Here is a 19,912-nt window from a genome sequence, read left to right as displayed (position 1 = left end):
TTTTAGTCCAACAAATTCACATCTATATGCAGTCTACTACTATATGCCTTAATCATATCAATCATATCAGCAGAAAGTTTTATAATTGTAGCTTGGTTAGTACCAGTATAAGAACTAAAATCAAAATTATTCAAACATTCTAAAATCAAATTCAAACTTTCTTTTTTTAAATTTCTAAAGTAAATAATACTTAATGCACAGACATCATCAAAAATTTTAAAAATTGCTTCAAAAAAGGCAGCCGTAGATAATAATCGATCGCTTCCAACACTATTATTCAATATATCTGAGAAAATATTTAAATATGTATTAAGTAATCTATATTTTTCATCAATCGTAGAAAATTTACTTAGATATCCCACTTGATTTGATAATAAAGGATTTATTGCTTTTTCAAAAGGAACATGACTTAACTTCCCTGTTGAAGATGTGATTTTTGTTAAACGTCCAAATAGTGCAGAGTCATCCTGATTAAAAAATTTTTCAAATAGTTCATATCTAATTGCATCTATCGAATATTCATCTACTAACAAATACTTAGCCAGCTCTTTTTGAAGAGTCTTTGAAACTCCCTTTTGATTAGAATTAATATCAAGAAAATATTGAATTTCCTCTTTTGAAGTCAAATTGCATATTATATTAATATTCAATTCCACATCAATATCAGATTCTGCTGCTCCGAATAATCGATGTTGCCCATCCAATATAAATAAATCTCCATTCAATTTCAATTCTAGACTTTGAGGATTATATTCCAAAGTTTCTAAATTTTGATAACTTAGAATAATTGAACCCGGAATAACATTCCCATCGTTAATATAGGTTGATATTGATTTCAGACGGTTTTTTTCTAAATGTCGCTGATAACCACCTTCCTGATCAGCGCGTGTTACCTTAGCAATTTTAGCAATATCTTTAGCGAAAGCTTTAGAAATATATAAATCTTTATCATTATATGAAACTTTTAAGGCTTTAAGTTTTAATAAATTATTTAACAATTTCACACCTATTTTCAATAATTTCAAAAAAGCTACTTAGACAATTTACAAATTGCCTATTAAGAATATTACACCATAATAAAATTCTATAACAATCTCAAACCATCATTTTACTTTCCAATTCCAACTTACTAAAAACATCAGGCACTAAAACATCATCATTAATTTATTTAAGTCCATATAACACAATGTGTCCTGCAACTATTACTTAAGTGATAGATTTTTAACAATATATTACTCTGGACTTTAACCTAACTACTGAAAGCCTCTCCAACTGCCTTATCCCCTTCAGCCTAAATCATACTTTTGATCAAAATTGATTAGTTAATTCTATTAGCAAAATAACAAAGCTACGATCAAAGGGCTTTTTATACCACTTAAGAATCATCCTTCGACTAAAGAATGCACTTTTTTCCTAAAAAATTACTCAGTGACTGTGCTAATTTAAATTAAGAATAGAAATCACTTATATTTTAAAAAGAGAGATAAATCATGTCTAAAAAGATTTTAATGTTGGTCGGTGACTATGCAGAAGACTATGAAACTATGGTTCCTTTTCAGTTCTTAACTGGTTTAGGTTATACCGTACATGCTGTTTGCCCAAATAAAAAGAACGGCGATCATATTGCGACGGCTATTCATGATTTTGAAGGCGAGCAAACTTATAGCGAAAAACGTGGCCACAACTTTGCGATTAACTATGATTTTGATGCCATTAATACCGAAGACTATGTAGGTCTAGTTATTCCAGGTGGCCGAGCACCAGAGTATTTACGCATGAATGAACGTGTTAACGAAATTGTGCGTGAGTTTGATCGAGTGAAAAAACCGATAGCAGCCGTATGCCATGGCGCTCAGTTACTCGCAGCGGCAGATGTATTACAAGGTCGCCTCTGCTCAGCTTATCCAGCATGTGCTGCCGAAGTAAAATTGGCAGGTGGACAATATGCAGATATTGCTGTGACTGAAGCAGTTACAGATGGACATTTGGTGACGGCTCCAGCTTGGCCTGCACATCCTGCTTGGTTAGCACAATTTGTGAAAGTTTTAGGCGCTAAGATTACGATCTAAATAGATCTCTTCATACCAATTAAAATAAAGCCTGCTGATTAAATAGCAGGCTTTATTACTAAAATAGAAAAAAAGATTTTTTATCTTGTGATTCCCAACTTATTCCAAATCTCTGGCGTTAAAAACGTCGTCACTAATTTATTTAAATCGATATAGCGCAATGTGCCCTGCAACTGCTGTTTAACTGCGGGATCTTTAACAATATCTTCACCAGCACTTTGGCCTAACTGCTGGAAAGCCTCCCCAACTGCCTTCACACCTTCAGCCTGAATCACAGCTTTAGTTTGGGTAGAACATTGCTCCACAATCACACGTTGTAAAACCTGCGCCAGTTTTTGATCTAACTGATCCTTTTGCTCAGGTGTTACATTACTAAATGCTTTTAAATCAGGATGGGCAGCTAAAGCCGTAAATGTCCATTGAAGCACCGTGGTCTTGTCTGAAGCCGTTGTAGCCTTAACTAAACAGTCACTTAACTGATCAACTGTTGGACCTGCCATCGCAATTTGTGTTGTACCCAGTACAGCAACTGCCATACAAACTGAACGGCTCAAATGTGAAAACTTACGGCGAGCAATCGCATAAACTTGACGTGACATAGGTCTAGCTCCAATAAACAATCTGTTCTTTGTATCACAGAGCTAGTGGTGTTACCTGTTATGACTCTGTAAACCGTCTATTTCTTCGAATTTAACAACTACTTTAATAATTAGCCCATTCCCGCATAATTCCATGCTTCTGGAATATTTGGCTGTTCTGGTGCTTTATTTAAATCAATATTTAAGTTTCTACTGCCCTGATAAGATTTCTCATCTGAATCTGAGGCAGGTGATACGCTTAAACTATAACGATAGCGAAATTGCCACAACATAGGTTTAATCGGACGAATATCTAGACTGAGACTATCTTCATCATGACAATTTCCTTTAGAACTTTCGTAATCTTGCTCAGAAAAACAAGCTCTGATCATCCGATTAAAACTAAATGGATAATTTTTAATAAAGGAACGTTCATTACCTGACTCTTGTAACTCATAAAAACTAGCACGCTCAATATTTGCACCGCCTCCTGAGTACATTTCAGAAAACTGATCAATTATTGCAATTGCATAACGCTGTTGAGTAAGTGGAAAAAGCTTAGGAAATATATATTGTTTATGAAAGCCATCTTCGCTTCCTGTTGTCACAATATTCCATTTGCTGACTAATTTAAAACCTGTAGATGTAGCTTTAAACTGTGCGATATCATTACGGCTCGATAATATCCATAAATTTTGGTCTGGAGTTTTTAGACTACGCCATTGCGCGCCTTGCTGGCATAAATCTTTTATTTGTTCACACAATTGACTTTGTTCTGTTGAACTCAGCTGCCATTTCTTAAATTCCAGAATTTGTAATGGCGCAGCAAAAACAGATATAGCCGAACAACTTAATACAGCTACTAAAGCAACCATTTTTAAATTAATTTTATAATTCAAAATTTTATTTCCTTAGACTATTCTTATATATTCAATGCATTATTTTACAATAGCTTCAATGCGATCAAGCTCCCACACTCCACCTGCTGCCAAGCCTTTGCACATCCCTGTCCACATATCCTTAGTCTGTACAAAACTCTTGCCGTCCCAGACCCATTCTTCACTTGCCCAACAATCGCCGATGCCTCTTCCTTTTTGAGCACTACTAATAATACTGCTATCGAAATCAGAAGCTGTTTCTGTCACAAACGTTGCTTTACCAGTCAAAGACTCATCGAGCACCCATGCCCCATACCCTTCGTTATAAGCCCCTCTCCAACACAATGTAGTCGCCAAAACTTTCTTATTGGTTAGTTTATATAGCTCGATTTCTTGTGGTTCAGCTCCATCACTATTACCGCCATAAATTCCTTCACAAAAGTCTTCTTTAGGATTCTGATTAGCTGCCATCAAGCTACGGTGTATTGCTTGATACTGCTTACTTTTCGGTTGTAGCGTTAAATAAGGTTTAGCTGTCGTTTTAATATGTTTAACAACCAGTTTTGGCTCAGGCATAAGTACTTTAGTTTCATTGGCACTGCCCTTTTTTACCAAAGCACCAACAGTCCCAATACGCTTCTGAAAATCATCCATTTTTAATAGCACAGCGGTCATTCCTGCATCGGAAATTTTCCATTGATGTTGAGCATTTTTAAATACAATTTCAGTTTTCTGTTTAGACTGCTGTAGTACAGCGTTGACTTGTGAGTTATTCAATTTCCCCATCAATGGCAAATCGGTACCATCTATAGTCACAGCGCCTAAATCTTTGCCATTTACATAAAAATGAATATTTTTAAGCTGATTGGCTGGCAAACTTTGCTCATAGTCTGATAAAGCAAATTCAGCTTGTACAGGTTGTTTTGGCCCTGCTTTACGCACCAATAAAAGCGATGCTGGATTATCACCATTGTCTTCATTTTGATAGCCTGCGGCTTTACATGTACCCGTATTGCTACAAGAGATTTCCCATTCTTGGTGTGAAAATGAAATACCGTTTATGATTTGAGCAAAACCATAAGAACTGATGACTGATAAACAGCAAATTGAAAGGATTTTTTTCATTTTTTCATGTCTCTGCTGGTCTGTTTTATTATGAAGTTAAAAACAGTTTTCAATTTTGAATTACCTTACAGTTTAAAAGAATATGTTAGATTTATATAAGATTTAAATTGATTACTTTCTAAAAATGAAAAAATTAAATTTTTTATTATGCACAGCATTGGTCAGTCTAACTTCAACTGCTTATGCAGAAGTAAAAAGCTTTACGCCTCATTTCCCAAAGTTTTATAGCTCTGCTGCAACCCGCAAAGCAGATAATCAGTTCTACGCTCTAGGAGAAGCAAAGTTTTTAAACGGCGTTACAGTGCCATTTTATGGTGTTACAGCACAAAGTCCAACAGAGAATGGTTTACTCAAAGATTTTGAAACCTGTACACCTAAAAGCTGTCATTTTAATTTTAAACTCGATGCTCAACATGCAAAACAACTCAAGCTTCTTGCATTACCTGAAACAGGTTTAGTACTCGTTCCAAAAAACTGGCAAGATGTGCAAGCAAATGCAGGTGCTAACGGGACTGGTTTTGCTCTAATAATGAGTGCAGATCAAAAACAAGCAATAGAACTCTATGATTCTTCATTCTGTGTTGGCTGTGGACTACCAAATGCAACGCTTTATTTTCCTGAGCTGTTAAAAGAAAGTCTTGAAAATGAATTCGGTGGTTATAAAGACCCTAAAAAACTAATCAATATTGTTCATCCTTCCAAAAAAGTTGCTTTTTTTAGCTATCAAATTCCACAAGTGAATAATAAAACGCATGGCATTGCTAAATATGATGATGAGGACACTTTTAACTATAAAGAAATTCAAGTCACCTTAGATAAATCACAACAGTCATTGGTTGGTCCTATTCTTAATTTTTACAACTCAACTCATTAAATTTTTACACCTATAAAAAAACCCGCTTTCGCGGGTTTTCATTTATTTATGTAGTATCGACTCAAAAGCTTTTAAACGCTTATAAATCGAAAGTAATTCAATAATTGTTTTCCATGAACTAATTAAATATTGGAAGGATTCACGTACACGCCCAAATACATTTGCAATTTGTTGAATCAAACCTAATGTGAGCTTACCAGCAGCAATTGATGGGAAAAGGACAACCAAGTTATATAAAACATCAAGTTGGCCATACCAAATAGCTGTCATATTAAAATAGGCATAATGGAAGTAAAGTCTGAAATAATTTTTACGTACATTACTAAATAACTCACGCAAGGTAGCAGGTTGTGCGCGATCAGCATGGTCTTCACCATAGACCAACTCTTTACGATAAGCCGCCTCTACTTTCTGATTGTTAAATTGCAAACCTGGCAACTTAATCCCTACTACCATTAATAGAACAGTACCGAAAATTGACCACACTATTGCGGCCCATACTAAAGAGTGATTTAGCTCACCAACAATAGGTAAAACGGAAACATGTTTAGACAGCTGAAATAAAATAGGTAAAAACGCAATCAATGTAATAACTGCTTTTACTAACTCTACCCCTAAATCTTCCAAAATTGTTGCAAAGCGCATGGTATCTTCTTGCACACGCTGCGAAGCACCTTCAACATGACGCAGTTGTTCCCAATGTTCTGTGTAGTATTCATTCATTGCTGTACGCCAACGGAATACATAGTGGCTTGTGAAAAAAGCATTAATTACAGCAAGAGTCACAGCAACCATAGCAATATAAAGAAAGACCATTGTCTCACTATATAGTGCCGAAACATTTCCCCCGCCACTCGAAAGCATTTTTTGAATTAAATCCCAAAATGGTACATACCATGCATTAATCGCAACACTGACCTGAACGCTAAACCAGATATTAAATAAAATAAATGCCGAACCCCATATAGACCAACGCTGCCATGGATTATTAGAAATAACTTTCCAAAAGCCAGCAAAAAGAGCAGTAGAGACTAAAAACCAGAGATAAAACCATAAAAATGCAGGTGACCAAAAACGGCTTACCCCAATAGGCAATTCAGCATCTGCATAACCATGAGGAAAGCCTAAATACTCTCCCCAGTGATCTCCCCCCGTATACCAGAGCACCATATTTAGCGCGAGCCAAATAACTACAGATATAAAAAAATACCGTGGTGATGGAAAGAATGATTTGAACATTGAGCGTGGATATCCTTATATTTCTTCAAATTTACAATGAAAGGAATACTAAAACCTAAACCTTAAAATTGTGAAGGGCAAAGTTTAGAGAATTGTCAATTTTTCCCGTTTCATTGAAGGATTTGATCGTTTTTTTGTAAATTAATCCCTTTTTGGCAATTTAATCCATTTAAATTACCTTGTATATGACTCTTGATAGAGCCATATACGGCTTTTATAACACAGCAATATCAGAGATTAAATCTCTTCTTTACGAACAATATAACCTTCCAACTGCATTGCCTGAATCAGCAAATCTAGATCTGAAGCGCTTTTAAGCTCAACATCAACACTCACGGCGCTTTCTTTGGCACGGCTTGTCGCTGCAAAGCGTTCATGACGCAATTCATAAATATTGCCGCCTTGCTCAGCAATGATTGCTGTTAAACGGGCTAAAGCACCTGGGTTATCTGGTAATTCAACACGAATACGAACCATACGCCCTGTACGCGTTAAATGACGTTGCAATACAGAGACCATAACGCGTGTATCAATATTGCCACCAGAAAGCACTACACCAAGCTTATGACCTAAAAATAGATCAGGACGAGACATAATCGCAGCAATACCTGTCGCACCGGCCCCTTCACATACTGTTTTCTCAATATTGAGTAACAGCGCAATTGCCTCTTCAATCATGTCTTCAGTAACAACAACAATGTCATCAACATATTGTTTAGCAACTTGAGTTGTAAGCTCACCCGGAGTTTTTACCGCAATACCTTCTGCAACTGTAGAGCCCATTGAAACGGCATGCTGATAATTGCATAGAAGTTTCGCCATACTTGGATATACAACCGATTGCACCCCAATCACTTTAATTTTGGGATTGATAGCTTTAGCAGCAATCGCAATACCAGAAATTAGACCACCACCACCAATTGGCACAACTAAAATGTCTAGTTCAGGAACAGCTGCAAGCATTTCGAGCGCAATAGTTCCCTGACCTGCAATAATTTCTGCATCGTCAAATGGATGAATAATTGTTAAAGATTCTTCTTGTGCAACACGGTGCATTTCAGCAGCAGCTTCTGAAAAGTCTTGTCCATGTAAAATGACTCGCGCCCCATATTCTCGCACTCGTTGTACTTTTACATTAGGTGTGGATTTCGGCATTACAATAGTTGCTGTCACGCCTGTGCGCTGAGCATGATACGCTACACCTTGCGCATGATTACCTGCCGAAGCTGCAATAACACCATGTTGTTTTTCTTGGTCAGATAAACACAACAGTTTATTCAGTGCACCCCGTTCCTTAAAAGAAGCTGTAAATTGTAAGTTTTCAAATTTCAGCCACATCTCAGCCCCTAAGGTTTTAGAAATGGTTTCTGAGAAAACAAAAGGAGTTTTTACGACTAAACCTTCTAAACGCTCTGCGGCAGCATGAACATCATCTAATGTTGGAAACCCATTTTTAACCTGTTGCTGTATCATTTATCTAGTCAGCCTCAATACATTACAAATCAATTATTTTTTAAAAATGACATCAATATTTTATATTGATCATCAGAGTTTTCAGCATATCCAACATATACCTAATATACAAAAATTTTTATTCCAAAAATTAAGGATTTAAATTTCCATAAAAAAAAGCCCTATTCAGGCTTTTTAATTAATTTTCAAATAATTAACATCAAATTATTGAGTTTGCGCACTTAACCCTTCAGTAGACATATTCTGTTCAGCTATTTTTTCATCAATAGCAAACTGAATATCGGAAAGTTTGGCATTGGCTGCATCGATACCAGATTTCATGGTAGCTTCACGGCCTTTCACATCAAAAATATGCGCTTTTTCTCTTAAATCTGGCTGAATAACAACATCCGCATATCGTAATTCTTCTGCTGCCAAACGACCTTGCATAATATTAATATTCTGGTTAAACAGTCCCCAGACATTCGATGTTTCTGTGTAAATCGGCTGAGCTAAAATATCAACGGCAATAATGACATCAGCGCCTAAATCTCGTGCAACTTCAACTGGTACAGGGCTCACTAACCCGCCATCTACATATTCTGATTTACCAATTTTAGTGGGTACAAACATACTTGGAATTGAAGCAGAAGCTCTTACGGCCTGCCCAGTATTACCATAGTTAAATACGGTTTTAGTGCCATGCTTTAATTCAGTTGCAACCACATACATTGGGATTTTCATTTTTTCGAGTGGAATATTGTTTACTTGCTGGTTAACGTAGTTTTCTACTTTTTTACCATCAAAAAAACCTTTTAGTCCGATACTAATATCACGCACATCACCAGCTTTCATTTTTAAAGCAGTATCACGTAATTGAGCAGGACTTTTACCACTGGCATAAAGTGCTCCAACAATACTACCCGCACTGGTACCTACAATAAAATCTGGTCGGATACCATGTTGTTCCAAAACCTCAATGACACCTATATGAGCATAACCTCGTGCTCCACCGCTACCCAATACGAGCGCAACCACAGGACGTTTTTGCTGTTTTTTAATTCGTGCAAATGGCTGATCAACAGAGCGAGCATAAGCCTCTGCTGTTGGTGATTTTAGCGCAGCAGATAAGTGTGTAGTGGTCTGGCATCCTGCCAACACCATAGAGAGTCCGAGAACCCACAATTTAAGCTGTTTCATGGCCTATCTTCGCACTATGAGGTTTAAGTTCGGATTGCAATTTTAGTTGTTAGTCTCGTTAAAAGCTGTATTGAATTTATTTAATTTGTCATGTTTAAAATTTAGACTCAAGTATTTTATTTATCCCTCTTATGAAAAAGGCCCCTTATTTATAAGAGGCCTTTTGTAACTTACCAGATATCTGAATCAACTTTTTTCTTCAATTCCGGATATTTATCAATTTTAAACTCAGGCTCTTTAATGCCTTTTTTCAATTGTTCACGGTAATCTTTCAACAATGTGCGTGCCATCGGTGTTAACAGTAAAATTGCAATCAAGTTAATGGTTGCCATGATACCCATAAACAAGTCAGCCATAGACCAAACGAGTGGAACACTACCAATTGCACCGAAGTACACCATCACCAATACAAAAATACGGAAGATGAACATGACTTTCGGGTTGTTATTAATAAACTGTACATTACCTTCTGCATAGGCATAGTTACCTAGTACAGCTGAATAACAGAATAAGAATAATAGAACAGCAAGGAAATCAGATCCCCAATGTCCAACTTGAGTTTCTAAAGCACGTTGAGTTAATTCAACACCGACAAAACCTGCATCTTGGTAAACACCAGAAACCAAAATAATGATTGCAGTACTTGTACATACAATGAAAGTATCTACAAATACACCGAGCATTTGTACCAAACCTTGGTTTACAGGATGTTTTACATCAGACGCAGCCGCTGCGTTTGGTGCAGAACCCATACCAGCTTCGTTAGAGAACAAGCCACGCTTAATCCCTTGCATCATTGCCATTGACACTGCCGCACCAAAGAAACCACCTGCTGCAGAATTAAAATTGAAAGCTTCAGTCACAATCAGCTTTAAAATATCAGGCAAAATCGCATAGTTACTGATTGCAATATAGAGAGCAACAGATAGGTAAAGACCTGCTTTTAAAGGTACAAACATCTCTGCGAATTTAGCGATACGCTTAATACCACCAAAAATTGCCAATGCAACCATAACGACAAGCGCAATACCAACCCATGAAATTTCTAGATCAACGCCACCTAAATGAGCAATAAGATTAGCTTTATCCCAACCCCAAGCATGTGAAGATGCATTAGCAATCGCGTTGATTTGAACTGAGTTAAATACGAAACCGTAGGTAAAGATCAATGCAAGTGCGAAGACCACACCAAAGGTTTTACTGCGCAAACCTTGAGTAATATAGTAGGCTGGTCCACCACGGAACTGTTTACTCTTACTATCTCTAACTTTAAATAGCTGAGCAAGCGTAGACTCAATAAAAGCAGAGCTCATACCAAGAACAGCTGTTACCCACATCCAGAAAACTGCACCAGGACCGCCAATTGCGATAGCAATTGCTACACCAGCAATATTACCTACCCCAACACGGCTCGCAAGGCCAGTTACAAACGCCTGAAAAGGTGTAAGACCATGCTCATCTTCCCCTTCTGTACGACTACTTTTCATCACTCGGATACTTTGCAAGAACATGCGAATTTGCACAGCTCCTGTTAAGACCGTATAAAAAATACCTACAGCTAGCAAGAAAATAACCAAAAAGTCCCATAAAGGGTCATTAAAAAATTTTACCCACGACATCAGTGTGGCATTGAGTTGTTCATTCATACTCGGTCCGCTTACGTTCCTTGCTAATGTGCTAAAAGCACATGCCAAAATACTGCAATAAACAAAAAAGCCCCTAAAAACCGGGACTTTTCAGTAAATTCAAGAAAAAAATTTTAATGTCAATTGAATAGCAATTACCGTCACAAGTTTAAGCAACATCATGCCCAACACTAAGCCTTTGAAGGTTGCATGAGAGAAAGCGACCTTCAGATAAAAGAATATCATTGCGCTACTGAACTTTTCCGCTTTCGGAAAAACAGTATGCATCGACTCAGCTACAAACTTGGAAACTAACAAATGACCACCGCTAAATAAACTCGTCTAATGATTCCCATCAGTTAAGCGAGTTTTACAAAATCTGGATTTAAGCCAATAAGCATATTTACATATACTTTTGAACAAATGTCTAAACTGGATATAAATTTCAAAGACTGTAACGAGCCATCGCCATAACGCGATTATCTGCGCCCTTTTCTTCATGATCAAAGAAGAGTGCGTTTAGACCTGTACTAAGCTGTTGTATTTTTTGTGGCTCAGTAGCTGCTTGAGTTACGTTCATTTTCATGGTTGCAATGGTAATCGCCAATCCTTGTTTCATGAACTGCTTGTTGATGAGTGGTAAACTCATGTAAAGCTCCTATACCTCGTGTATTTCTCCATTTCTGCATCTAAATCCTTTTTGTAAAAGGATTTTGTTTGCAGCCAGCATTTCCTAACGTGAGTATGGAGAAATCATACCTGCGTAAAAAAGTCGGTATTATGCAGAAATTTAAAGTTTTGTGTATATTTTTCATTAAAATTTTATATAAAAAATGGTCATATTTTATATAAAACTATCCGTTTTGTACTGTTTTTAAACATATTATACCTTTATTTCAATTGAATATTTTTCACCCACTCATTGTTATGCTTTTATTTTTATAACCGACAAAATCACACTATTTTGTTTATTTAAATCTAAAGTGGCATATTCGAATTATAATTAATCAGACAATATGTCTAGACTAATTAAATTATCATACCTGTAAGGATATCTCTTTTCTAATATTTTTTGCTTATAAATGAAGTACTTTCAAAGCATGAAATTAAGCTTCAAAAAGTATGAAATATTTAAGAAAAAGATGTAGGAGTACTCATGAATCAGGAACAAGTTCGTCTCGTTGATAAAGCCATCACTTCTCGACATTCTGTCCGCGCTTTTTTAAATACTCCAATTGAGTCAGAAGTCATTAAAGATATATTACAAGTTGCAAGTCGAGCACCTTCTGGAACAAATACTCAACCATGGAAAGTCTATGTGGTAACAGGCAACAAGCGTGATGAAATGGTAGAGCGTGTTTGTGCAGCACAAATTGAAGTTTCAAAAAACCCAGAGCTTGCAGAAAAATATAAAGAAACCTTTGCCTATTATCCTGAGAAATGGATATCGCCTTTTATTGATCGCCGCCGTGAAAATGGTTGGGGACTCTATGGTCTACTTGAAATCAAAAAAGGTGAAAAAGAAAAAATGGCGGAACAGCAGTTACGTAATTTCAAACTGTTCGATGCTCCAGTCGGCCTTTTCTTTACTGTAAATAAAACGATGGGAATCGGATCTAAAATGGATATCGCAATGATGATCCAGAACGTGATGGTTGCTGCCAAGGCACGTGGTTTAGATACATGCCCACAAGCAGCTTGGAACCATTTTCACCCTGTTGTTTTAGATATCTTGGGTGCATCAGATGAAGAAGAGCTCGTATGTGCAATTGCGTTAGGTCATGCTGATCCCAACCACATTGTAAATACCTTTATTACCCCTAGAGAACCAGTTGAAAATTTCGCAGTTTTTCTAGACGAATAATATATAAGTGGCCATTCTCTTAAAACTATGAGAATGGCTTTATTGCTACCTGTTTCGTCGCTTTTAATACGACAATAAAACCGCTTAGTGTAAATAACACCATCATCACGCCCATATTGAGCGACGCAGACCAAATAAGGAAATTAAGTAATACACCACCTAACAGGCCACAAGCGAATTGCATACTTCCCATGATTGCACTCGCTGTCCCTGCGCGAGCGCCTTGTTTGGACATTGCCAACGCCATTGCATTTGGTCCTGTTAAACCAATCCCTGAAATCGCTAAAAATAGCCCTAACATTACAAGCCATAAAGGCGCTGCTGGGATTAAACCAGCAATCAGTACAATGGTTGCTCCTGTTACTTGTACCATTGAACCAGCTGTTAAACGTTTAGTGATTTCAACACGTGTTGTTAAGTGCTTGTTTAAAGATGACATCAACATAATGCCAAAAGCATTCAGTCCAAATACATAAGCAAACTCTTGCTGATTAAGTCCGTACTGATCCATAAACACTGCTGGTGCTGAGCTGATATAACAAAATAGCGCTGCTCCTGTTAAACACCCTGCAAACATAGGTAAACGGAAGCTCGTATCTTTGAAAATAGCCCCATAGAGGGTCACTACTTGATATGGTGAAAGCTTAAGCCTTTTATCAGTTGCCAAGGTCTCTTTAAAGAAGAAATGTACACACAGCCAACATATAACGCCAACAATTGAAAGGGCAATAAAAATAGCTTGCCAAGGGAACCAGATTAAAATCCATGCTCCAATCATAGGTGCCAAAATTGGTGCAAGTCCCATTACAATCATCATGCTTGAAAAAGCTTGTGCCGAGCCTTGAACGTCTAATTTATCGCGTATTGCTGCACGAGCCATGACCACGCCCACACAGCCACCTAAAGCTTGCAAAATACGAGCAGCAATCAAGCCCCATTCATTTGTCGCCAATACGCAAAATAAGCTTGCGACTGCGTAAAGTGCGAGACCAAAATAAAGTGGTTTTTTTCTACCAATACGATCACTTAGAGGACCATAAACTAATTGCCCAACAGCTAAACCAAAAAAGTAAGCTGGTAATGTATTTGCCACCATTTGCGTACTTACCCCAAAATCATGAGCCATTTGTGGCAAAGCAGGTAAGTACATATCGATGGATAATGGCCCTAAAGCCGTAAGCAAAGCGAGCAGCATAATCCAGCCAATAGAGTATTGACGCTGGGCTGTTTGTTCAGACATAACGATATTTCATTTTTCAATCATTTGCATACAGACAAGCTTACACTGTCTATCGTATGATTTGTGCAACATTGGTGTAGAAATACACAAATCCTTTATCACTCAGGTTGATCAGCAAGGACTTCCTTTGAAATCTTGGTTTAAACGCCTAAAAAGAGCGACTTATAACACAACATTTATGTATAACGTACGAATGCTGATAGCCTTTTCAGGAACTGCTTTCGTGCCTTATTTTTTAGGCTATCAATTAGCAACCATTCCACTCACTTTAGGTGTAGTCGCGGCAGGCTTAAGCGATATTGATGATCGCTTTTCCGTGCGAATCATGAACCTGATTTATACTTATATTGGGTTCTTCGTTACCGCTGCTTCCGTACAACTACTTTTCCCCTACCCAATGGCTTTTGCTTTAGGGTTAATTGCATCATGTATTGGCTGGATTTTACTCGGTTCATTAGGACGTCGTTACGCAACCATCTCTTATGGCTGTTTAGTTGTTTCAGTCTATACCATGCTAGGTGTTCACCTTTTTGATCATTGGTATATCCAACCTGCCCTTTTAGTTGCAGGCGCTGCATGGTATGGCCTCATTGCTACTATTAGCTTTTTATTATTTCCGGTTCGACAACTACAAGACAAACTGGCTGCGTCTTATGCATCCCTAGGCGATTTTCTTTTTGCAAAATCAAATTTGTTTGATGTAGATATGACCCCTGCCAGCTATCAGCAAAGTATGATCGAGCTGTCGTTAGAAAACGGTAAGTTGATTACGATTTTTAATGACTTAAAAACAGCTTTACTGACTCGTTTAAAAGGCGACCGTGGACAAAAAGATACTCGCCGAAGCTTACATTATTATTTTGTTGCTCAAGATATTCATGAACGTGCTGACTCAGCCCATATTGACTATCAAAAATTAGCCAAAATTTTTCAACACAGTGATATTTTATTTAGATTCCAACGAATTTTGGCAGTTCAAGGTAAAGCTTGCCAAGAGTTAAACGAATGTATTTTGCAACGTAAACCTTATAACCATAATAAAAGGTTTAAACAAAGCTTTGAAAACCTACGCCTCTCTTTAGAAAAGTTACGTCGTGATCAGCATTATGACCTTTTATGGGTAAATGCTCTTTTCGCTTTATACCAAAATTTAAAGTCTATCGATTCCCAGTTACTCAACTTGGAAACTGAACAACACATTCAATCTGATAAAGTAAAACAAGCCGAGAACCAGCTGAAAGATGATGATTTACAAGGATGGAATGATATCGTCATCCGAATAAAACAAAACTTAACTCCTGAATCTGTGCTGTTCCGCCATGCAATTCGTGTCTCAATTGTTTTGTTTATTGGATATGTGTTTATTCAAATGACCCATATTGAATATGGTTACTGGATTATGCTTACAGCTCTATTTGTAAGCCAACCCAACTTTAACGCGACCAAGCGCCGCTTACGCCTACGAATTGTTGGGACGTTAGTGGGTATTGTTGTTGGACTTGCGATTATCTTCTTAATTCCTTCGACGGAAGGACAACTATTCATGTTGATATTAAGTGGAGTCCTGTTTTTTGAATTACGCAGTAAACAATATGCACAGGCAACTGCCTTTATCACCATTTTGGCATTAATTAACTTTAATCTAGATGGTTCAGCAATGGCTGCTGCCATTCCTCGATTTGTAGATACTTTAATGGGATGTGCTTTAGCTTGGTTTGGGGTGACCTTTATTTGGCCTGACTGGAAATTCCGACGTTTGCCTCGTAACATCAGACGCTCACTACAAGCTCAATGTAATTATTTAGCCGAAGTTGTCAAACAATATCATGAAGGCCGTAATCATGCGCTAAATTACCGAATTGTACGTCGAGCTGCACATAATACTGATGCTGAAGTTGCTTCACTTATTTCAACTTTAGCAACTGAACCAGACTTTGACCCGACTCGTAAATCCGATATTTTTGAATTTTTATGTTTAAACCATACATTTTTAAGTTATATCGCGGCACTTGGAGCACATCGAGAAAACATTCAGGATCAAGCTGTCCTTAAACTATTAGACCAAGCCCTTGATGATATTCAAGGTGCGCTATTAAGAGACGAAATGCCTGATCTTACAGCACAAAATATGCTCCAAACGATACGTCAACGTTTAAGCCAAAATGATGAAGATGACCAAAAATCACTCATTATTTTACAGCAGCTCTCGCTCATGCTTGGTGTATTGAACCGTTTTAGTATGTTAAAACAACGTCTAAGTCATGATCTTGATAACGATGCCAGCGAGCTTGCATCGTTATAAATTTGAGTCGGAAATTAGTATGAAATTGGCATAATATCCGTTCCTGACTTATGCCAATTAGTGCTAAACTTAAAACAGTTTACAATTTGTTATTTGCACTATGACCGCGAAAACTTTATACGCTTATACGCTTCAGCCCGTTCCATATGACGTGTCAGAAGCTGAACAACGTAATGCACAGCTTCTTATCTGGCGCAGCACTAATAAAATCAGCACAAAAATTTGGGCAATTATGGGTGTCGTTTTAGCCCTAGCTATATTAGGTCTTATTTTTATTAAGAACTACTCTACTGTTTTTTGCTGGGTTGCTATTGTCGCTGTAGTACTTTACTACCTAGGTCGTAAATACGGATTAGAATGGTACGTTAAACGCAAAATGAATGAATTTCCAGTACAGGAAATCAAAGGTATTCGTTTAGGTGTACAGCCTCATGGCATCGTTATGCGTCAGCAAATGGGCCATCAAGAAGGCGTAGGTACTATTGGATGGAAAAATATCTACGAATGGTACAACGCACCTGATTTCATTTTGGTTAATTTCAAAGTGAAAGATCCAAAAGGTCAAGAGCAGCAAGGTGCTTATATTCTACCTAAGCGCATGGATTCTAAGAACTTCTCGTTCAACACGATTCGCACTCACTTAAAAGAATCTGTAGGTGAACCAAAAACCTTGTAATTCTAGATTCTATAAAAAGCCTCCTGATGGAGGTTTTTTTATTAAAGTAAAAATAAATGATAATGAAAATTAATATTATCTCCAAAATCCATATTATCTCCCCAATCTTCGGCTATACTTCGTTACAAGATCTCCATCATATTTACATTTTCGACCATGTTTAAAAAAATTTTATTTCAAATTCATTGGTTTCTGGGTATTACTGCTGGCCTCATCTTATCCATTATGGGTGTAACAGGTGCAATTTATTCTTATGATCAACAAATTTTAAAATGGGTGAATTCTGATAGTTATGTTGTTCAAGCTGAAAACACTCCAAAATTAACTCCTGCTCAGCTATATCAACATTTCAATACAACTCAGCCTGAAATTAAAATTAATAGCATTACGATTGCCAAGGACCCCACCTCTTCTTCTGTTGTGAATATTGAAAAAGAGGGTGAACGCCGTGGCTACAATATGATGGTTAATCCATATAATGCTCAGGTTCTGCCAGATGTAAAAGGCCGAAAGTTGTTGTTACTCATACAGCAAATTCATCGTAATTTAACAGCTGGTGAAGTTGGTAAACAAATTACTGGTGCATGCGCACTCATGTTAATTTACTTTGTACTCAGTGGGTTATATTTACGTTGGCCTAAAAAGCATTCTGCTCGTCAATGGCTCGCTGTTAAGCCGAAGTTGAAAGGCCGAAATTTTATTTGGGATCTACATGCTGTTGTAGGTACGTGGGTCATTGTTTTTTATCTTCTTTTCGCGTGTACAGGTCTATATTGGTCTTATGACTGGTGGCGTAGTGGCATGTTCAAAGTGATGGGAGTTGAACAACCTAAACCACAGGGTCATGGTGCCACTCCTCAAAATCGTGGAATGCAACAAGGTAAACAATCTGACCGTAATAAGGATAAAAAATCAGAGCCTCAATTAGATAATACTCAGCTCATTACAGCACTTAATCAAACATGGAGTGGCTTCAATAGTCAGGTCGGGCGTGATTATTCGACACTAACATTGAACTTACCGAAAAAAGATGATGGAAAAGTTGAGTTAAGCTTTGTCGATGCTACGCCGCAACATGAGCGTGCACGTAACCAAGCCATCTATAATTATCAAACTGGTAATATCGAAAAGATGGAGCTTTACGAAGATAAAAAGCTTAATCAAAAGATCATGAGCAGCATGTTACCAGTGCATCGTGGTAGTTTCTTTGGACCAATTTATCAATTTGGTGCAATGCTTGCCTCATTAGCCATGCCTTTGTTCTTGGTTACAGGATGGATGCTTTATCTTAAACGCCGTAAACAGAAAAAATTAACACAGGCGGCTCGTCAGTCTTTAGCTGGACAATACATTGATCCAAATGCGAAACCTTGGCTTATTACCTATGCAACTCAGACAGGTGTAGCCGAACAACTCGCTTGGAGTACAGCAACAAGTTTACAAGAAGCTCATCAACCTGTTCAGGTTAAACCTGTACAGCAGCTAACACAGTTTGATTTAGAGCAGCATGAGCAAGTTCTATTTGTGATCAGTACTTATGGTACTGGTGATGCACCAGATCTCGCCACAAGCTTTGCTAAAAAGCTTTTAAAAGCAAATCTAGATCTTAAACACATCAACTATGCTGTTTTGGCATTAGGTTCTAAAGAATATCCTGATACTTATTGTAGCTTTGGACATGCGGTAGATGTCTGGCTTAAAGCTAATGGTGCTCATACCCTCTTTAGTACAATTGAAGTTGATAATGCAAACTTAGCGGATATTCAGAACTGGAATCAGGCACTCGCGAAAGCAACTAAATTAGATTTGCATGCGGTAAATTTAGAAAAAGTATTTGATACATGGATATTGCAAAAACGCGACCTACTCAATCCAAATAGCTTAGGTCAACCTGCTTATAATATTGAGCTTAATGCAAAGCACGAAGCACTATGGCAAGCGGGTGATATTGCTGAAATTCAATCAGGTAATAGTCCTGAACGTATTCACGACTTTTTGCAGAAACATCATATTCTTAAAAATACAAAAGTTGATTCTTTACAGATTTCAATCGAAAAAGCTCTTTGGAATAAAGATTTAACGGGCGAAATTGAACCCTTTGCGAATCTGGATCATTTATTAGAGCAGCTCCCTACTCTACCAACGCGAGAGTATTCGATTGCGAGTATTCCTTCTCAGCAAGTCCTTCGTTTGGTTGTACGCCAACAATATGACGCATCTGGTAACTTAGGTTTAGGTTCGGGTTGGCTTACTCAACATACGCAAGTTAATAATGAAATTGCCTTGCGTATTCGTACCAATGAATCATTCCATCTTATTGATGATAACCGCCCTATTATTTGTATTGGTAACGGAACAGGTATTGCTGGTTTAATGAGCCTATTACACACCCGTACACGTCATGATTACACTGAAAACTGGTTAATCTTTGGTGAACGTCAAAGAGCCTGTGATTTCTTCTATTCATCAACTATTGAGGCATGGCAAATAACAGGAATGTTAAAACGCCTCGATTTAGCATTTTCAAGAGATCAAGAAAAACGTGTGTATGTTCAGGATGTAATCCGCCAGAATGCAGTAGAATTAGTAAGCTGGATAGAACGCGGTGCGGTTCTTTATGTATGCGGTAGTATTGATGGTATGGCAAGTGGAGTCGATCAAGCACTTATCGAAATTCTAGGTGAAGAACAAGTAGATGAGTTAAGGCAACAAGGCCGTTACCGCCGTGACGTCTATTAAAGATCAATAAAAACAAAAACCGAGTAACAGCTTAAATGCTTTACTCGGTTT

The 19,912-nt window shown here is 37.5% G+C and carries 17 protein-coding genes; 6 read left to right on the top strand and 11 right to left on the bottom strand.

Annotated features, from left to right (window positions below; translation table 11 throughout):
- Nucleotides 1-2: 2 nt before the first annotated feature.
- On the bottom strand, nt 3-1,004 hold the full coding sequence (locus K6I41_RS03435; protein WP_250375201.1) for a DGQHR domain-containing protein: 1,002 nt from the start codon (nt 1,002-1,004) through the stop codon (nt 3-5).
- 486 nt (nt 1,005-1,490) lie between these two features.
- On the opposite strand from K6I41_RS03435, the gene K6I41_RS03430 reads away from it, so the two are divergent.
- On the top strand, nt 1,491-2,069 hold the full coding sequence (locus K6I41_RS03430; RefSeq protein ID WP_250375200.1) for a DJ-1/PfpI family protein: 579 nt from the start codon (nt 1,491-1,493) through the stop codon (nt 2,067-2,069).
- An 80-nt stretch (nt 2,070-2,149) separates the two neighbouring features.
- On the opposite strand, the gene K6I41_RS03425 is transcribed toward K6I41_RS03430, so the two are convergent.
- From K6I41_RS03425 to K6I41_RS03415, 3 genes are all read right to left on the bottom strand, one after another.
- Complete coding sequence (locus K6I41_RS03425; protein ID WP_004789310.1) at nt 2,150-2,668, bottom strand: hypothetical protein; 519 nt, start codon at nt 2,666-2,668, stop codon at nt 2,150-2,152.
- A gap of 110 nt (nt 2,669-2,778) precedes the next feature.
- Nucleotides 2,779-3,522 (bottom strand): hypothetical protein, encoded by a 744-nt coding sequence (locus tag K6I41_RS03420; protein WP_250375748.1) that lies wholly within the window; start codon nt 3,520-3,522, stop codon nt 2,779-2,781.
- Between the two features lie 63 nt (nt 3,523-3,585).
- On the bottom strand, nt 3,586-4,650 hold the full coding sequence (locus K6I41_RS03415; protein WP_250375199.1) for a DUF1176 domain-containing protein: 1,065 nt from the start codon (nt 4,648-4,650) through the stop codon (nt 3,586-3,588).
- A gap of 124 nt (nt 4,651-4,774) precedes the next feature.
- On the opposite strand from K6I41_RS03415, the gene K6I41_RS03410 reads away from it, so the two are divergent.
- Nucleotides 4,775-5,524, top strand: a complete 750-nt coding sequence (locus tag K6I41_RS03410; RefSeq protein ID WP_151989007.1) for a DUF4850 domain-containing protein — start codon at nt 4,775-4,777, stop codon at nt 5,522-5,524.
- Nucleotides 5,525-5,566: 42 nt separating this feature from the next.
- On the opposite strand, the gene sbmA is transcribed toward K6I41_RS03410, so the two are convergent.
- The 6 genes from sbmA to K6I41_RS03380 all read right to left on the bottom strand — a co-directional run bounded on the left by sbmA (nt 5,567) and on the right by K6I41_RS03380 (nt 11,689).
- Nucleotides 5,567-6,763, bottom strand: a complete 1,197-nt coding sequence (gene sbmA, locus K6I41_RS03405; protein ID WP_111856212.1) for a peptide antibiotic transporter SbmA — start codon at nt 6,761-6,763, stop codon at nt 5,567-5,569.
- Between the two features lie 237 nt (nt 6,764-7,000).
- Entirely contained in the window at nt 7,001-8,236 is a 1,236-nt protein-coding gene (locus K6I41_RS03400; protein WP_013196924.1) for a threonine ammonia-lyase, read from the bottom strand.
- Between the two features lie 204 nt (nt 8,237-8,440).
- Nucleotides 8,441-9,415, bottom strand: a complete 975-nt coding sequence (locus K6I41_RS03395) for a patatin-like phospholipase family protein (RefSeq protein ID WP_250375198.1) — start codon at nt 9,413-9,415, stop codon at nt 8,441-8,443.
- Nucleotides 9,416-9,585: 170 nt separating this feature from the next.
- The gene (locus K6I41_RS03390) at nt 9,586-11,061 is read right to left on the bottom strand and encodes an alanine/glycine:cation symporter family protein (RefSeq protein WP_111856211.1); all 1,476 of its coding nucleotides are present in this window, start codon (nt 11,059-11,061) and stop codon (nt 9,586-9,588) included.
- Between the two features lie 99 nt (nt 11,062-11,160).
- Nucleotides 11,161-11,328 carry a hypothetical protein gene (locus tag K6I41_RS03385; RefSeq protein WP_250375747.1) on the bottom strand — a complete coding sequence of 56 codons (168 nt, stop codon included), beginning with the start codon at nt 11,326-11,328 and terminating at the stop codon, nt 11,161-11,163.
- 157 nt (nt 11,329-11,485) lie between these two features.
- On the bottom strand, nt 11,486-11,689 hold the full coding sequence (locus K6I41_RS03380) for a hypothetical protein (protein ID WP_151767610.1): 204 nt from the start codon (nt 11,687-11,689) through the stop codon (nt 11,486-11,488).
- A 507-nt stretch (nt 11,690-12,196) separates the two neighbouring features.
- Here K6I41_RS03380 and K6I41_RS03375 point away from each other — a divergent pair.
- Nucleotides 12,197-12,904 carry a nitroreductase gene (locus tag K6I41_RS03375; protein ID WP_199987498.1) on the top strand — a complete coding sequence of 236 codons (708 nt, stop codon included), beginning with the start codon at nt 12,197-12,199 and terminating at the stop codon, nt 12,902-12,904.
- Nucleotides 12,905-12,929: 25 nt separating this feature from the next.
- Here K6I41_RS03375 and K6I41_RS03370 read toward each other — a convergent pair whose 3' ends face one another.
- The gene (locus K6I41_RS03370; protein WP_192836047.1) at nt 12,930-14,144 is read right to left on the bottom strand and encodes a multidrug effflux MFS transporter; all 1,215 of its coding nucleotides are present in this window, start codon (nt 14,142-14,144) and stop codon (nt 12,930-12,932) included.
- A gap of 127 nt (nt 14,145-14,271) precedes the next feature.
- Between K6I41_RS03370 and yccS the strand changes: the two genes are divergently transcribed.
- The 3 genes from yccS to K6I41_RS03355 all read left to right on the top strand — a co-directional run bounded on the left by yccS (nt 14,272) and on the right by K6I41_RS03355 (nt 19,861).
- The gene (gene yccS, locus K6I41_RS03365; protein ID WP_034596023.1) at nt 14,272-16,446 is read left to right on the top strand and encodes a YccS family putative transporter; all 2,175 of its coding nucleotides are present in this window, start codon (nt 14,272-14,274) and stop codon (nt 16,444-16,446) included.
- 100 nt (nt 16,447-16,546) lie between these two features.
- Nucleotides 16,547-17,122, top strand: coding sequence for an SdpI family protein (locus K6I41_RS03360; protein WP_004789292.1), 576 nt, complete (start codon nt 16,547-16,549; stop codon nt 17,120-17,122).
- A gap of 156 nt (nt 17,123-17,278) precedes the next feature.
- Nucleotides 17,279-19,861, top strand: coding sequence for a PepSY domain-containing protein (locus K6I41_RS03355; protein WP_250375197.1), 2,583 nt, complete (start codon nt 17,279-17,281; stop codon nt 19,859-19,861).
- Nucleotides 19,862-19,912: the final 51 nt, after the last annotated feature.

The organism is Acinetobacter sp. AS23, from assembly GCF_023612055.1.
Taxonomy (GTDB): domain Bacteria; phylum Pseudomonadota; class Gammaproteobacteria; order Pseudomonadales; family Moraxellaceae; genus Acinetobacter; species Acinetobacter oleivorans.
This window is presented reverse-complemented; position numbering and strand designations above follow the sequence as displayed.

What these genes read in the sequence shown, in the direction of transcription:
- K6I41_RS03430 (WP_250375200.1), top strand. Translation starts at nt 1,491, where the DNA reads ATGTCTAAAAAGATTTTAATGTTGGTCGGTGACTATGCAGAAGACTAT.
- K6I41_RS03425 (WP_004789310.1), bottom strand. Translation starts at nt 2,668, where the DNA reads ATGTCACGTCAAGTTTATGCGATTGCTCGCCGTAAGTTTTCACATTTG.
- K6I41_RS03420 (WP_250375748.1), bottom strand. Translation starts at nt 3,522, where the DNA reads ATGGTTGCTTTAGTAGCTGTATTAAGTTGTTCGGCTATATCTGTTTTT.
- K6I41_RS03415 (WP_250375199.1), bottom strand. Translation starts at nt 4,650, where the DNA reads ATGAAAAAAATCCTTTCAATTTGCTGTTTATCAGTCATCAGTTCTTAT.
- K6I41_RS03410 (WP_151989007.1), top strand. Translation starts at nt 4,775, where the DNA reads ATGAAAAAATTAAATTTTTTATTATGCACAGCATTGGTCAGTCTAACT.
- sbmA (WP_111856212.1), bottom strand. Translation starts at nt 6,763, where the DNA reads ATGTTCAAATCATTCTTTCCATCACCACGGTATTTTTTTATATCTGTA.
- K6I41_RS03400 (WP_013196924.1), bottom strand. Translation starts at nt 8,236, where the DNA reads ATGATACAGCAACAGGTTAAAAATGGGTTTCCAACATTAGATGATGTT.
- K6I41_RS03395 (WP_250375198.1), bottom strand. Translation starts at nt 9,415, where the DNA reads ATGAAACAGCTTAAATTGTGGGTTCTCGGACTCTCTATGGTGTTGGCA.
- K6I41_RS03390 (WP_111856211.1), bottom strand. Translation starts at nt 11,061, where the DNA reads ATGAATGAACAACTCAATGCCACACTGATGTCGTGGGTAAAATTTTTT.
- K6I41_RS03385 (WP_250375747.1), bottom strand. Translation starts at nt 11,328, where the DNA reads ATGCATACTGTTTTTCCGAAAGCGGAAAAGTTCAGTAGCGCAATGATA.
- K6I41_RS03380 (WP_151767610.1), bottom strand. Translation starts at nt 11,689, where the DNA reads ATGAGTTTACCACTCATCAACAAGCAGTTCATGAAACAAGGATTGGCG.
- K6I41_RS03375 (WP_199987498.1), top strand. Translation starts at nt 12,197, where the DNA reads ATGAATCAGGAACAAGTTCGTCTCGTTGATAAAGCCATCACTTCTCGA.
- K6I41_RS03370 (WP_192836047.1), bottom strand. Translation starts at nt 14,144, where the DNA reads ATGTCTGAACAAACAGCCCAGCGTCAATACTCTATTGGCTGGATTATG.
- K6I41_RS03360 (WP_004789292.1), top strand. Translation starts at nt 16,547, where the DNA reads ATGACCGCGAAAACTTTATACGCTTATACGCTTCAGCCCGTTCCATAT.
- K6I41_RS03355 (WP_250375197.1), top strand. Translation starts at nt 17,279, where the DNA reads ATGTTTAAAAAAATTTTATTTCAAATTCATTGGTTTCTGGGTATTACT.